We start from the raw sequence: 15302 nt of genomic DNA, 5'->3' as shown, positions 1-15302 counted from the left end.
TTACGATCTTTGAATAATATTTACAAACTCCAGGATTTGTTTTTGAATTTTTAAAGCAAAATTATCAATCTTGCCGTTTAATATATGATATCCGCTGTAGGCAATGATACCAACGATTAAGCCCGCACCACTACTGATCATTTTTTCATACAATCCCCCGGAAATATTACCGATACTAATATTTTCAGTAACTGAAATACTATAAAATATTTTAATTACTCCAGAAATAGTTCCAACAAACCCTAACGTAGGTGCGATTCCGGCTATAAGGCCTAAGTGACCTAACTGCTTTTCCATTTCTCCTATTTCGATATCTGCAGCACGATCCATATTAGATTCAATTTCAATAATTGGTCGCCCAATAACCAGGATTCCTTCTTTTATGATATTTCCTGAAGCCGTATTATTTCGTTCTGCAATAGATCGAGCTAAATCAAGATTCCCTGAATTAAGATTATCACGTACATCGCGCATCAAAAGAGTATCAATTTTTGATGCTTTATTGATATACAAATAGCGTTCTATAATAAGATAAAAAGTGTAAAATAATAGAATCCCGATTGGGATAAGCCACACGCCCCCTTTTAAAAGGAATCCTAAAGTGGATATTTCGGCATTTGAAGCAATTTTTTCAATAACTACGTTTGAAGCAGCGTTGGTAATCGTGTCGGCCTGTAATTGTATAAAACTAAACATATAATATTATTGTATTTTAATCATTAATTCTAAAAATTATTTCAATTTTGCACTAAAGATACTTTTCGATGTACTATTAAACTAAAAAAAACGAAAAATATTTCAAACAATTACTATTTTATTACAAAAATGAACTACCAGGAAACCACCAATTGGATGTTTAACCAGCTCCCGATGTACCAACTTCAGGGCGCCTCGGCGTACAAGAAAGATTTAACCAATGCGCATTTACTCACAGCACATCTTGACAATCCTCAAGAAAAAATAAAATGCATTCATGTTGCGGGAACTAATGGAAAAGGCTCTACTTCGCACATGTTGGCATCCATACTTCAAGAAGCTGGGTATAAAGTTGGCTTGTACACTTCCCCACATTTAAAGGATTTTAGGGAACGTATAAAAATTAGTGGAAAGGATATTTCCGAGGAATTTGTTACTAATTTCATCCATGAACACAAACATTTTTTTGAATCCAATGACATGAGTTTTTTTGAAATGACCGTTGGTTTAGCCTTCGATTATTTTGCCAAAGAAAAAGTAGACATCGCTGTTATAGAAGTGGGAATGGGCGGACGATTAGACGCTACCAATATTATCACTCCATTAGTTTCGGTGATTACCAATATAGGATTGGACCACACGCAATTTTTGGGCAACACACTTGAATCAATCGCTTTTGAAAAAGCGGGAATTATCAAACCCAACCTTCCCGTGATAATAGGAGAATACACTCCTGAAACCCGACCTGTTTTTTTGGCTAAAGCCAAAGAATGCAATTCGGAAATCTATTTTGCTGCTGATTTAATTTCAGAAACCTATCCCTCTGATTTAATTGGCGATTATCAAAGGCACAATAAAAAAACAGTATTAGAAACCATCACCGTTTTAAACAATCAGAACGAATTTAAAATCACTTCTGAAAATGTAAAATCCGGCTTATTGAATGTGGTGAAAAATACCGGACTGCAGGGAAGGTGGCAACAATTAAGAGAATTCCCCAAAGTTATTTGCGATACTGCACATAACAAAAATGGACTGGAAATTGTGTTGAATCAAATCCAAAAACAAACTTTTGAAGCATTACATATTGTTTTGGGAGTTGTAAATGACAAAGATTTAAATGAAATCCTGCCTTTATTTCCTAAAAAAGCAATTTATTATTTCTGCAAACCCAATATTCCTCGTGGGCTGGATGTTCTAATTCTAAAACAAAAATCGGCCAGCTTTGACCTAAAAGGCCAAGTATACAATTCTGTTTCAGAAGCTTATCATGCCGCACTGAAAAATGCCGGAGCAACTGATTTTATATACATTGGTGGAAGCACCTTTGTAGTAGCAGAAATTTTATAATTTTTTTGGTTTTTACTTGCAAATCTAGAAAAGTGGCGTATATTTGCACACGCAATAACGGAAACGAAAGTAACCAAATTGTTTAGGGCGATTAGCTCAGCTGGTTCAGAGCACCTCGTTTACACCGAGGGGGTCGGGGGTTCGAACCCCTCATCGCCCACAAGTTTACAAACAAATGGTTTCAAAACCCTATAGATCTTATGATTTATAGGGTTTTTTCTTTTGGGCATACTTCAAATTATTCATTCAATCTTAATTCTTAAGGGACAAAATCGAGACCCTTCAAATTTCAAAATTTAGGGTCTCGCTAAATCTTCTTAAGTCCAGCAAACAGTCGTACTAACAACAAGTTTACTACTTGTTCAGAATATGTACATCTTGCTTGCTATCAATTAGAAAATTAAATTGAATACTAATTAAAAGGTCACTACCATGAAAGCAAAAATCACCTTGCATATTTATGCAAAAACTACAAAAGCTAATGCAACTGGACAATTACCAATTTATATTCGGTTAACAGTTGACGGGCAACGTTTAGAATTCAGTTCCAAAAAATTCATTGAAAAAAGCAAATGGTCACCAGAACTATCTAAAATGAAAGGTAGTTCAGAAGAAGCTAGAACATTAAATAACTATCTTGATTTGATGAAATCTAAAGTTTTTAATATTCAAATGGAGTTACTTCATAAAAATGAAGATTTATCCCTGGAGAATTTCAAATCCAGAATATTAGGAACCCATCAACGAGAAAGAATGTTGATTCCGATTTATCAAAACCACAATGATAAAATAGAAGAACTTATAGGGAATGGCTACGCTTATGGTACATTAGAACGTTTTAAAATTTCATTGAAACATACTCAGGAATTTATAATGTGGAAATATCAAATGTCTGATATTCGAATTGATAAAATTGATTATGCTTTTGTGACTGAATTTGAATTCTACTTGAGAAGCGTTAAAAAATGCAATAACAATACTGCTGTGAAATATGTTAGAAATTTCAGGAAAATAATTAAAATCTGTTTAGACAATGATTGGCTGGATAAAAACCCCTGTAGCCGGTATGAAGGTAAAATGAAAGAAGTGGAAAGAGATTTTTTGACAGAAGAAGAAATACAGAGAATTTATTCTAAAAAATTCTCTTCCGAGCGCCTATCATTAGTTCGTGACATATTTATATTCTCTTGCTATACCGGTTTAGCTTACATCGATGTTAAAGGACTAAAGAAAGACCACATAGCAATAGGCATCGATGGCGAAAAATGGATTTTCAAAAATCGCCAAAAAACAGATACCAAGTCAAAAATTCCAGTGCTGCCAATTGCCCAAGAAATCATTCAAAAATATGCCAACCATCCTAAATGTTTAAATGAAGACAGCATTTTACCTATTTTGAGCAATCAGAAAATGAATGGCTATCTTAAAGAAATTGGAGACTTATGCGATATTCCAAAGGAAATAACCTTTCACATGGCTCGACACACTTTCGCAACATCTGTAACGCTTACAAATGGAGTACCAATTGAAACCGTAAGTAAAATGCTTGGTCATAAAAATATACAGACAACCCAGCATTACGCCAAAATACTAGATAAAAAAGTAAGTGAGGATATGATGGTTTTAAGAAACAAAATGGCAATCTACAACAATGATAAAATTATCAATAAGACTAATTAGAATTTTTGCTAGTCTAATTTATCCCATGATATGCATAGAAAATATAGTTCAATTTAGACAATTAAAAAATATTTTTAAAATTACTATCTGAGAAAGGCAAACATCATAAATAGCTCAGATATAAATATACGTTGCAAGAAAACAGCCTTTCTTTTGCGATCTTTAGTACATTTATCTTAGTCCCTGATTTTTCCCAAAAGAACATTTTAAACTCTTAAAATATGTTATCAAAAACAATTTCAACACTAAAATATGTAATATTGGAATATCGTTTTTATTTTTTAAGTATTACATCATTATTGGCTCTCTTGATTTATAATCACAATAAAACTCTGGCTTTGAAAAAAAAACTTGTCCAAATAAACAAAGAACTCCAACAGCAACAAGTCACTTTCGAAAAAAGACAAAAACTATATAATGAAAAAATGAAACAGCAGCACGCAGAAATTGAACTTATGCAAAAGAAATAGTAGATATAATTTGAAATGAATTGCACAACAGTCACCCTTAGCGGGAGGTTTCATATTTTCTTTATTGTATTATAAATTCCTATTATGTAGTTTCTAACCTCTTGCGATAATGTTTCTAATTCTTCAGTCGCATTTTCGTCAATTTTACAAATATCAAAAATCATTAAACAAGTGATATAAATACCTAGTTTAGTTATCGGGTTAGCATATTCATCAGTAATTGGGATGCCTCTTGCTTGTTAAAGCGTTAAATTTTATTTAGAATAAATTTAAATAAAAAATTTGTTTGTTAAGTTTTAGGTTTTATATTTGCAGGAAATTATTTTAATTCAATCTAAATTAACTGAAATGAACTTTAAAAAATTATCTCTTTCCGCATTCCCAATTTTATTATTAGCGTTTGCTTCATGTTCAAATGATGATAACGCACCAATTGAAGAAACCTATAATTATACTGTTCCGGCAACTTACACATTCGAAAGAAACGCCGTAACTTCTGTAGATTATTCAGGGCAATCGAGCCGTTTATTAATGCTTGATGAGATGGGGAAATATTTTAGTACAGCCGCAACAAACGGAACTGTCGCTGATGATGCAGTACTATCAGACATGTATGCTAATGTAAATAACCGTTTTACTGGAACAGGTTTAAACGCTTCAGGGAAACAATTAAAAGATAAAACGGCTGCTTCAAAAGATTATTTTTCATTATATCTTGGTGGTGGTTCAATAGCTGAACAAGTAAGTGTTCGTGATTTATTTGAAACCCAATTTGACAATGGTGATGCTGCTAGTCAAGGAGCAACTGCTTCTGCGGGTGTTGCAGGTGTTTATTTAGATGGAACAAGCAAGCGCTTATTTGCAGCAAATGGATTAGTGCCACAACAAGTATTATTAAAAGGAATGATGGGGGCTTGCTTTATGGATCAAATAGCTAATAATTATTTAAGTCTAAACAAGCTTGATGGCGGTACTAATAAAGTTGACAACACGAACAAAGTATTGTTAACTGGAAAGAGTTATACTGAAATGGAGCATAATTGGGATGAAGCTTATGGCTATATTTATGGTGCAGATAATTTAACGGTTACTCCAAATGTTTTTAAATTCTGGAGTAGTTATATCAATCAAGTTAATGCCGATACTGATTTTAATACTCTTAAAGCAGATATTGACTTGGCTTTCCGTAAAGGTAGAGCTGCAATCGTAGCTAATGATTATAAAGTTCGTGACGCTCAAATTGATATTATCAAATCAAAGTTAGCTATAGTTCCTGCAGTGAGAGCTGTATTTTATTTACAAGAAGGAAAAGGTAAATTAGCAACTGATAAGGGAGCAAAAGCTTTCCACGCTTTATCTGAAGCTTACGGCTTTATTATGTCACTGCGTTATACAAATAAACCAGGAACAAATAGTCCATATTTTACAAAAGTAGAGGTAGATACAATGCTAGCTTCTATGGTAAGCGGAACAAACGGTTTGTGGGCTATAGATACTTTAGGAGCAAAATTAGATACCATATCTACACAAATTGCAACAAAACTTGGGTTTACAGTTGCTCAAGCTACAACAGTAAATTAATTCAGTAAAAAAACAAAGTAAGAGAAATTAACCCTCTTGCTTTTGTACTTTTGCTTAAATTTTTAAGAATATGAAAAAAATATTATTAGTTTTAAGTTTTGTTGCCGTATTTTTAGCTTGCTCATCAAATGATGGTGAAAACAATACGGACGGGGATAATTTCGATAGAAAAGCACTTTTAACCAACTGGGCTGATAATATTATTGTTCCAAGTTATGTAAATTATCAAGCGAAAGTACAAATATTGGTAACTAGCACAAATACTTTTGTTGCAACTCCAACTGAAGCAAATCTTCAAATTCTAAGAACTTCTTGGTTAGAGGCTTACAAGGCATATCAATATATATCAATGTATAATTTGGGTAAAGCGGAGGAGATTAATCTTAATATGGCTTCCAATACCTATCCAACAAATACAATCGGTATAGAATCAAATATTTCATCCGGAACTTATAATCTGGAATTGTTGTCTCAATTTGACAAACAAGGTTTTCCGGCATTGGATTATTTAGTAAATGGATTGGGTGCAAATGATGCGTCAATTGTTGGTTTTTATGCTACAAATGCAAATGCTGCAAATTACAAGCAGTATTTAACAGTTGTTGTTAGCAAACTAAAAACTAATGCTGATGCAGTTGTAATCAATTGGAATTCAGTATTTAGAAATAGTTATATAGCTAACAATGGGACTTCGGTAAGTAGTTCAGTGAATAAAACAACAAATTTGTTTGTAAAAAATCTTGAAAAAGATATTCGTACGGGTAAATTAGGAATTCCAGCAGGTGTTTTTTCAAGTGGCGCCAAATTTCCAGAAAAAGTAGAAGGGTATTATAAAAATGATATTTCTAAAGAGTTGTTGAATGTTTCAATAAAAGCACAACAAGATTTTTTTAATGGAAAACATTTCAATAGTACTACAACTGGCGAAGGTCTAAAAACGTATTTAGATTTTTTAAATGCTATTAGAAACAATCAGAAGTTAAGTGATATTATAAACAATCAATTTGCTACTATTTATACAGTAAACAATTCACTTAACAACAGTTTTTCTCAGCAAGTAAATACTGATAATTCAAAAATGATTGCCGCTTATGATGCTTTACAGCAAAATGTAATCTACACAAAACTAGATATGATGCAAGCATTAAATATCACTATTGATTATGTAGATGGCGATGGCGATTAATTATGGGTTTTAGTATAACAAAATATCTAAATAAATATTCAGAGGCATCAACGCTAGCTTTTTTTAGGCTAGCGTTTGGCTTTATGATGGTTTTAAGTCTAATACGATTTGTAAGTTATGGTTGGATTGATAAATTTTATATCCAACCCCAATTTCACTTTACGTATTATGGCTTTGAGTGGGTTAAACCGCTAGGGAATTATACCTATTTATTATTTCTTATTTCAGGTTTAGCTGCTTTATTTGTAGCCATTGGATACAAATATAAATTATCGATCATTACCTTTTTCCTGAGCTTTACCTACATTGAATTTATGGATAAAACCACATACCTGAACCATTATTATTTTATTACGGTTGTGAGTTTTATACTGATATTTTTACCGGCAAATGCCTATTTTTCAATTGATGCCTATAGGAACCCTAAAATTGCCCATCAGAAAATCCCGAGTTGGACTATTGATATTTTAAAATTGTTGTTAGGTATTGTATATTTTTATGCAGGCTTGGCAAAACTCAATTCCGACTGGCTTTTTGAAGCGATGCCGCTCAAAATCTGGTTGCCCAATAATTCAAATTTACCCTTAATTGGTTCTTTATTAAACGAGAATTGGGTGCACTATGTATTTAGCTGGACGGGGATGATTTACGATTTAAGTATTCCTTTTTTATTACTGTATAAGAGAACCCGATTATTTGCTTTTGTTTTAGTGGTAGTCTTTCATATTCTGACTAAAATTCTTTTCCCCATTGGTGTTTTTCCGTATATAATGATTGTAAGTTCATTACTCTTTTTTGATGCAGATTTTCATAAAAAGTGTTTAAAAATTATTTCAAAATTATTCAATTTCAGTATAACTGTTTTTGAGAACGGAAAAGAAAAAATTCAGAATTTCAATGGGATTTATAAAACAAAAATAGCCTTTTTAACCTGTTTTTTAGCTTTTCAGTTACTGTTTCCTTTTCGATATTTATTGTTTCCGGACGAATTATTTTGGACAGAAGAAGGTTTTCGGTTTTCGTGGCGCGTGATGCTTATGGAAAAAGCCGGTTATACCCAATTTATTGTTACCGATGCGAAAACGAAAGAAAATATAATGATAAATAACAGTCATTTTTTAACCACTTTTCAGGAAAAGCAAATGTCGTTCCAACCGGATTTTATTTTGGAATACGCACATTTTTTACATGATTATTACCAAAAAAAAGGCATTCAAGAACCCGAAGTCAGAGTACAAAGCTACGTTGCTCTCAACGGAAGATTAAGTCAAAAATATATCAATCCAATAATAAATTTAGCCAAAGAAAATGAAACTTTCAAACACAAAACGTGGATATTACCTTTTAACGATGAAATTAAAGGATTTTAGTTGCATTCTACTTTTATTATTTACCATAAATAGTTTTTCCCAATATAAAATTTCAGGAATAACTAAAGCTGACAATGGTAGAATACTAGCTTTCGTTGAAGTATATAATAAAACTTCCGGGACTAAATATTTATCTAATCCTAAAGGAGAGTTTTCAATCGAATTAGACAAGTCAGGGAGTTATGAACTTGTTTTTTACAAAGAAAACTATGCTGTTTTAGAAAAAACAGTTTCAACATCTGATGAAAGCATTGTTATTGTTTTGGATAAAATCACCAACCTTTCGGAAGTAGTTATCAATACACAAAAGGAAAAAATATTTGCACTCAATAAATTAAAAGATATTGATGAAACGGCCATTTATGCCGGAAAGAAAACCGAAGTAATCTCATTAAACAAACTAACGGCAAACAAGGCAACCAATAATGCACGTCAAATATTCGCGCAAGTTGTAGGATTAACAATCAACGAAAGTTCCGATGGCGGTTTGCAATTAAGTATTGGTGGACGAGGATTAGATCCAAACAGAACATCGAATTTTAATACCCGTCAAAACGGCTATGACATAAGTGCTGATGTTCTGGGTTATCCTGAAAGTTATTATGCCACACCTACCGAAGCATTAGAAGAAATACAAGTAGTTCGCGGCGCAGCATCTTTACAATACGGAACGCAATTTGGTGGATTAGTTAATTTTAAATTAAAAACACCCAGCAAAAAACCATTTGAGTTCGCAACAAGAAATACCATTGGATCTTATGGTTTGTTTACCAATTTTACTTCATTAAGCGGTACAAAAGATAAATTCAGTTACTACACCTTTTATAATTACAAACAAGGAAATGGTTTTAGAACCAATTCTGAATTTGAAAGCAAAAACTATTTTGGAAATCTAAATTATCAGCTCAACGATAAAACATCATTGCATTTTGACTACACATATTTTAATTATTTAGCCCAACAAGCCGGCGGATTAACTGATGTGATGTTTAACGAAAACCCTACACAAAGCAATAGAACCCGAAATTGGTTTGCTGTAAATTGGAATTTATATGCATTGCGATTAAAACATAAATTTAATGCTAATGCCGATTTTTCATTGCAATTATTTGGGTTAGATGCTAGTCGAAAAGCAGTTGGTTATCGTTCTAATAGGGTTTCTAATCCTGATGTAGTAGGAACGGAAAGAGATTTAATAGTAGGTAAATTTGTCAATTGGGGAGCAGAAGCACGATTTTTAAAACGGTACAAAATAAAAGAAAATACCAGTGCTTTTTTAATTGGAGCCAAATATTATCAATCCAAAAATTCAGGAATTCAAGGTCCGGGAAGTTCGGGTAGTGATGCCAATTTTAACGTTGCTTATACTGAATTCCCTTTTTATCAAAATCAATCCAACTATACGTATCCCAACTTGAATGTATCTGTTTTTGGAGAAAATATATTTAAGATAACACATAATTTCTCAATAACACCTGGTTTTAGATTTGAAAAAATAAAAACACAAGCAGAAGGTTCTTATCGAAAAATAAATCTGGATTTAGCCGGAAATGTAATTTTAGATGAAACCAAGTTTGAGAATAATATAAAAGACAGAAATTTTGTTTTATTAGGTATAGGATTAAGTTATAAACCATTGAATAGAATAGAGTTTTATGGGAATATTTCACAAAACTATCGTTCGGTAACATTCAACGATATTCGAACCGTAAGCCCAAGTCAAGTGATTGATGAAAATATTACGGACGAAAAAGGCTATACATCAGATATCGGAGTACGCGGACAATTAGGAGATAAAGTAACTTTTGATGCCAGTATATACGGATTGTATTATGATGACAAAATAGGCGAATATGAAACCAGAAACCCCAATGGTTCAGCGGCAATTGTAAGATTTCGGGACAATATAGGAACTGCCGTAACTTATGGTTTCGAAACGATGTTTGATTGGAGTTTGAATAAAACTTTTTTCAAAGAAAAAGAGAACTTTGTTTGGAATGTATTCTCCAATATCGCTATTACAGATTCGGAATATTTAAAATCGGACGCACCTAATATTGAAGGGAATAAAGTGGAATTCGTGCCGCTATACAATATAAAAACGGGGACAGGAATTGGATATAAAAATTTTATTTCGAGTGTACAATTTACCTATGTATCTTCTCAATTTACGGAAGCAAACAACAGTAAAACAGATGCAAATGACAATACGTATGGCATTTTTGGTCAAATTCCGGCTTATTACGTAGCTGATTTTTCAACTTCCTACAAATGGAAAAACTGGAAACTGGAAGCTGGAATCACCAATTTTACTAACAATAGTTATTTTACACGAAGAGCGACCGGTTATCCAGGTCCCGGAATCATTCCTTCGGATGCTAGAACTTTTTATACTACGCTTGAGTTTGTTTTTTAATGTTTAAAAAAAATGCTGATTGAGAATCCAATCAGCATTTTTTACCTGTTTTCCTTTTTGAATGAAAAAAGTCTTGAAATGCTAAATCCACATCGAAATTGATCTTTAATCCAAGAAGTTGTGTAATAAAATATAAACAACTCACATCAAAAACCTTATGAAATTTAACATTTATAGACAATTTTACAAAAAAGTCAAATCAAAAATAAACCTCTCTTAAAAGTCCTAAAATTTCGGAATAAACGAGGCTTTTTTATTTTCTTTATGCGATTTAATTTTCGTTTTTTTATTTTCCACAAAAAATGAGAAGTAAATGCTAATAAAAACTGTTGCTATTCCAGTAATTATAAATGTGGCATTTGCACCAAATTGATACCAAATTAATCCTGCTAATGAACTCGCTAACATGGTACAAATACTTTGAAAACCTGAATAAGTTCCGATTGCTGTTGCAGTATCTTTTCTGTCGGAAATATTACTAATCCAAGCTTTGGAAATCCCTTCAGTTGCTGCTGCATAAACTCCATAAATAAAGAACAGCATTGCAATAGCATAAATATTAGTACTAAAAGCCATCCCAAAATATACGATTGCAAATAAAGAAAGCCCAAAAACAAACATTTTCCTTAATCCTATTTTGTCTGCAAAAATTCCTACTGGAAATTCGCAAAGCGCATAAACTAAATTGTAAAAAATATAAACCCAGATTACTGCTGTATCATTTAATCCTGCCTGTTTTGCTTTTAGTAACAAGAAAATATCGGAACTGTTGAATAAGGTAAATACCAGTAACCCGATTAGTAATTTTCGATACTGTAATGGACTTGTTTTCCAATAATTTAGAAAGCAGAAAAAAGGTGTCGGTTTTCTTTCTATTGGATAGGCTTTCGTTTTGTCTTTCAAAAAAAAGGAAGCCAATACAGCAAGTAGCCCAGGAATAAAAGCGACATAAAAAAGTGTTTTGTAATCCTGTGGATAAAAGTATAGATACACTAATGCCAATGCTGGCCCGATAACTGCTCCAAAAGTATCCATTGATCGATGAAAACCAAAGATTTTTCCCTTGTTCTCTGATGTTGCCTCATCCGATAAAATAGCTTCTCTTGCACCAGTGCGAATTCCTTTCCCGAAACGGTCAATAGCTCGCGCAAAGAAAATCCAAAGCGGAAAAGTAAAAACTGCCATCATTGGTTTTGAAATAGTGCTTAAAACATAACCGAGTTGAACAAACGGAACACGTTTTCCGGAATTGTCCGATAATTTTCCGAAATATCCTTTGCTTAAACCTACCAAAGCTTCTGCAAAATTTTCCAAAAACACCGATTAATACAATATAAAATCCGATTGTTTTTAAATAAATCGGCATTGTTGGGTAAAGCATTTTACTTGCTGCATTAGTAAATAAATTGAGTAAAGAAAGTACCTAAACGGTTTTAGAAATATAATTAAACAACTTCATTTGATTTTGTAATTAAAATTTTATTCAAGAAAAAATATATTATAATAGCATAAAATATTCCTAAAAACATAGCTACTATTACATCTAGTGGATAATGTACGCCATTGTAAATACGGCTATAAGCGACAAGGATTGCCCAAAACAATAAAATTATCTTTAACCAATTATATTTTGCAGGTAACAGTAAAATTAAAAAGGTGGCCAAACCGAAAACATTTGCAGAATGTGAAGAAATAAAACCATACTTTCCTCCAGGTCCAGCCTTACTTAAATAAACTAGATTTTGTAATGCCGGCTCATGAGATGGTCTTAGCCTCTTCACTGAACTTTTTATAAGATTAGAGGCAGTCTGATCGCAAAGAGTAATTAATATTCCTATACCAATTAGTATGTAAACACTTTTTTTATGAAATTCTCTAATTATTATAAATATTAAAAACACATAGAATGGCAGCCAAAACCATTTGTGGCTCGCCCAATACATAATGGGGTCAAAAAAGGAATTGTGTTTTCCATTTAAAAAGAGAAACAGTTTTGTGTCTATTTGATTTATCTTCTCTAGCATTTTATTATTTTGGAGTTTGGATTTACTAAAACAATCATTGTGGATTCTAACAGCTCTTTACTTTGCTGAATAAACATTTTGATATTCTTATCATTGTCAATCAGATCTAAACACATCGGATTTTTCGAGGAGAGTAATTCAGAATTATAAATTTTAATTGTTTCGCAATTCAAATACCCTGATTTAGAAGTAAACAGATTAGGTTGTTTCATATTGAATTTTTTGAAAAATACGTAACTCAAGATACTACTCCAAAGGCGTTTCCAAAAAGATTGTTCTTTTACCGTATGACTATAATCAAAATCTATTCTTAATATAGTTCTGTTATTTTCCATATTTTAATTTTTAGCTTCATTAATTGTTTTTCCAGAATGATTTTCAAATTGAGAATGTTTTACTTCACCGATCACTTGACTATTGTAAATACTGTTATGTCCTGACAATAGATAAGAAACCACACAAGCTATTGCTGCATAAATACCGCATTCGACACCAAAAATCTCTATTGCCATTAGCATACAAGCCAAAGGGGTATTTGTTGCTCCAGCAAAAACAGCGACAAATCCCATACCTGCTAAAAGTCCTGTTGGCAGTGGGATAAATAAGGACAATGCACTCCCTAAAGTTGCACCTATAAAAAATAATGGTGTTACCTCACCTCCTTTAAAACCTGCTGAAAGCGTTATAATAGTGAAAGCCATTTTCAGGGCAAAATCATACATCGGTAATTGCTCATCAAATGCTTGCAAGATTGTTGGAATTCCCAAACCTATATACCTTGTAGTCCCAATTATTAAAACAGCTAATGCAACAATAATTCCGCCTATAAATGGACGAAGTGGAGGGTAAACGATTTTAGTTTTAAAAAAAGTGGTAGTTGTTTGGATAATTTTACTGAATGAAGCCGCACATAAGCCAAAAGCTATTCCTGCCATTATACTGTAAAGAATGGGAAGTAATGAAATGTGGGGTATAAAATCAATATGATAGTGTGTATGTTTTACTTGCCACAAATTAGTAACTAAATCGGCAAGAATTGCCGAAGCAAATGCGGGAAAGATGGCATTATAACGTATTCGCCCAATTAAGAAAACTTCCAACCCAAAAATTGCTCCAGCTAATGGAGTTCCAAAAACAGAGCCAAAACCAGCAGAAATAGCGGCAATAAGCAATATTTTACGCTCATTTATATTGAGTTTAAAAGGTTTCGTAAATTGGTCTGCAATCGCTCCAGCCATTTGTAATGCCGTTCCCTCTCGACCTGCTGAACCTCCAAAAAAATGAGTAGCAATAGTGCCGAGATAAACAAATGGAGCCATTCTGAAAGGAATAGTTTCTTTTGGGTTGTGTATACTGTCAAGCAATAGATTATTACCTGCTTCAATGTCCTTGCCAAAATAAGTATAAAGCAAACCGATAAGTAATCCACTAATTGGTAAAAAGGTAATAAGCCAAAGATGGCTTTCTCTAAAAGAGGTTACCCAATCTAAAGAAACAAGAAAACCAGCGGAAGCAGAACCCACACAAATACCAATTATAGAGCTGATTAAAAACCATTTAGTTATATAGGGTATTGCAGGATATTTTCTAAAAAACACTTGAAATTGGATTGTTTTGCTGAATGACTTTTTTTGTTTGTTGTAAGACATAATTATCCTGATTAAATTAGTTAAATAATTTATTAATCAGGCGTCATCAGCTTTTTAGGGCGGTTGGATTAGGAAGAACACCATTTCCTATTGAGCTGTAAAAGTAATGCTTATTTTATTTTTAGCAAATTTTATATTTGATTAATTAAAAGTCAATTTATTTCCTTATTGAGCAACATTTGAAACAAAAAAAAATCTCACTTTTATCCCACCTTTTAAAATAAATCCATCTGTTGGTCTGTAAACTTCTCTAAATTGCACATTTTGTATTTGTTCCTTAATACATATTTTCCCATTTCGATTATCCAACCTCCAAGAATTTCAAAACTTCCAATTCCAAGAGCTGATCCTGTGAAGATAAATAAAAGGAAATAAGAAGGTAAAAATAGAAATGTTAAGAAAAGTCCATACACTCCTAAATTTGTCTATGTTTGATTTTTCACAAAAAATAAGAAGTAAATGCTAATAAAAACTGTTGCTATTCCAGTAATTATAAATGTAGCATTTGCACCAAATTGATACCAAATTAAACCTGCTAATGAACTCGCTAACATGGTACAAATACTTTGAAAACCTGAATAGGTTCCGATTGCTGTTGCAGTATCTTTTTTGTCGGAAACATTACTAATCCATCCTAGCATCAACATTCAAAAATGCTTGGTCATAAAAATATACAAACTACCCAACATTACGCTAAAATATTGGATAAAAAAGTGAGCGAGGATATGATAATTTTAAGAAACAAATTCAATCTCGCAAAAGGATCCACAAATGAATTAGTGAAAGTAAATTCCATTTAAACATCTGGACATGCTAACTTAGCCATCACATTAAGTTAAGAAATAATCTTAATTTTAGCCTATGAAACAAGTCCGCAAAA

13 protein-coding genes, 1 tRNA gene, 1 pseudogene and 1 riboswitch are annotated in these 15302 nt (G+C 32.4%); of the genes and pseudogenes, 9 read left to right on the top strand and 6 right to left on the bottom strand.

The window, feature by feature from the left end:
* Positions 1-696: a MotA/TolQ/ExbB proton channel family protein gene (locus tag EKL98_RS13680; protein WP_126458687.1), complete on the bottom strand. Its 696-nt coding sequence runs from the start codon at positions 694-696 to the stop codon at positions 1-3.
* A 129-nt stretch (positions 697-825) separates the two neighbouring features.
* On the opposite strand from EKL98_RS13680, the gene EKL98_RS13675 reads away from it, so the two are divergent.
* The 8 genes from EKL98_RS13675 (at position 826) to EKL98_RS13640 (ending at position 10749) form a co-directional block, all read left to right on the top strand.
* Positions 826-2046: a bifunctional folylpolyglutamate synthase/dihydrofolate synthase gene (locus tag EKL98_RS13675; RefSeq protein WP_126562890.1), complete on the top strand. Its 1221-nt coding sequence runs from the start codon at positions 826-828 to the stop codon at positions 2044-2046.
* 85 nt (positions 2047-2131) lie between these two features.
* Positions 2132-2206, top strand: a tRNA-Val gene (locus EKL98_RS13670).
* Positions 2207-2478: 272 nt separating this feature from the next.
* Complete coding sequence (locus EKL98_RS13665; RefSeq protein WP_126562889.1) at positions 2479-3726, top strand: site-specific integrase; 1248 nt, start codon at positions 2479-2481, stop codon at positions 3724-3726.
* Between the two features lie 221 nt (positions 3727-3947).
* On the top strand, positions 3948-4196 hold the full coding sequence (locus tag EKL98_RS13660; RefSeq protein WP_126562888.1) for a hypothetical protein: 249 nt from the start codon (positions 3948-3950) through the stop codon (positions 4194-4196).
* 348 nt (positions 4197-4544) lie between these two features.
* A complete protein-coding gene (locus EKL98_RS13655; protein WP_126562887.1) occupies positions 4545-5777 on the top strand; it encodes a DUF4856 domain-containing protein in 1233 nt (410 codons plus the stop codon).
* Between the two features lie 70 nt (positions 5778-5847).
* Entirely contained in the window at positions 5848-6963 is a 1116-nt protein-coding gene (locus tag EKL98_RS13650; RefSeq protein WP_126562886.1) for an imelysin family protein, read from the top strand.
* 2 nt (positions 6964-6965) lie between these two features.
* Positions 6966-8333 carry an HTTM domain-containing protein gene (locus EKL98_RS13645; RefSeq protein WP_126562885.1) on the top strand — a complete coding sequence of 456 codons (1368 nt, stop codon included), beginning with the start codon at positions 6966-6968 and terminating at the stop codon, positions 8331-8333.
* Positions 8314-10749 (top strand): TonB-dependent receptor domain-containing protein, encoded by a 2436-nt coding sequence (locus EKL98_RS13640; protein WP_126562884.1) that lies wholly within the window; start codon positions 8314-8316, stop codon positions 10747-10749. Before EKL98_RS13645 ends, EKL98_RS13640 begins: the two co-directional genes overlap by 20 nt.
* Positions 10750-10974: 225 nt before the next feature.
* Here the strand turns inward: EKL98_RS13640 and EKL98_RS13635 are convergent, their stop codons facing one another.
* The 5 genes from EKL98_RS13635 to EKL98_RS13615 form a co-directional block, all read right to left on the bottom strand.
* Entirely contained in the window at positions 10975-12063 is a 1089-nt protein-coding gene (locus EKL98_RS13635) for an MFS transporter (RefSeq protein ID WP_233589441.1), read from the bottom strand.
* Positions 12064-12194: 131 nt separating this feature from the next.
* Complete coding sequence (locus tag EKL98_RS13630) at positions 12195-12773, bottom strand: phosphatase PAP2 family protein (protein ID WP_126562883.1); 579 nt, start codon at positions 12771-12773, stop codon at positions 12195-12197.
* A complete protein-coding gene (locus EKL98_RS13625; protein WP_126562882.1) occupies positions 12767-13108 on the bottom strand; it encodes a hypothetical protein in 342 nt (113 codons plus the stop codon). Before EKL98_RS13625 ends, EKL98_RS13630 begins: the two co-directional genes overlap by 7 nt.
* 3 nt (positions 13109-13111) lie before the next feature.
* Positions 13112-14422: a voltage-gated chloride channel family protein gene (locus EKL98_RS13620; protein WP_126562881.1), complete on the bottom strand. Its 1311-nt coding sequence runs from the start codon at positions 14420-14422 to the stop codon at positions 13112-13114.
* A gap of 30 nt (positions 14423-14452) precedes the next feature.
* Positions 14453-14519, bottom strand: a riboswitch (Fluoride riboswitch).
* A gap of 328 nt (positions 14520-14847) precedes the next feature.
* Complete coding sequence (locus EKL98_RS13615) at positions 14848-15063, bottom strand: hypothetical protein (protein WP_199740704.1); 216 nt, start codon at positions 15061-15063, stop codon at positions 14848-14850.
* A 6-nt stretch (positions 15064-15069) separates the two neighbouring features.
* Between EKL98_RS13615 and EKL98_RS18610 the strand changes: the two are divergent.
* Positions 15070-15222, top strand: a pseudogene (locus tag EKL98_RS18610) (site-specific integrase); the annotation flags it as partial.
* Positions 15223-15302 lie beyond the last annotated feature (80 nt).

The sequence above is a fragment of the Flavobacterium bomense genome (assembly GCF_003970355.1).
This window is presented reverse-complemented; position numbering and strand designations above follow the sequence as displayed.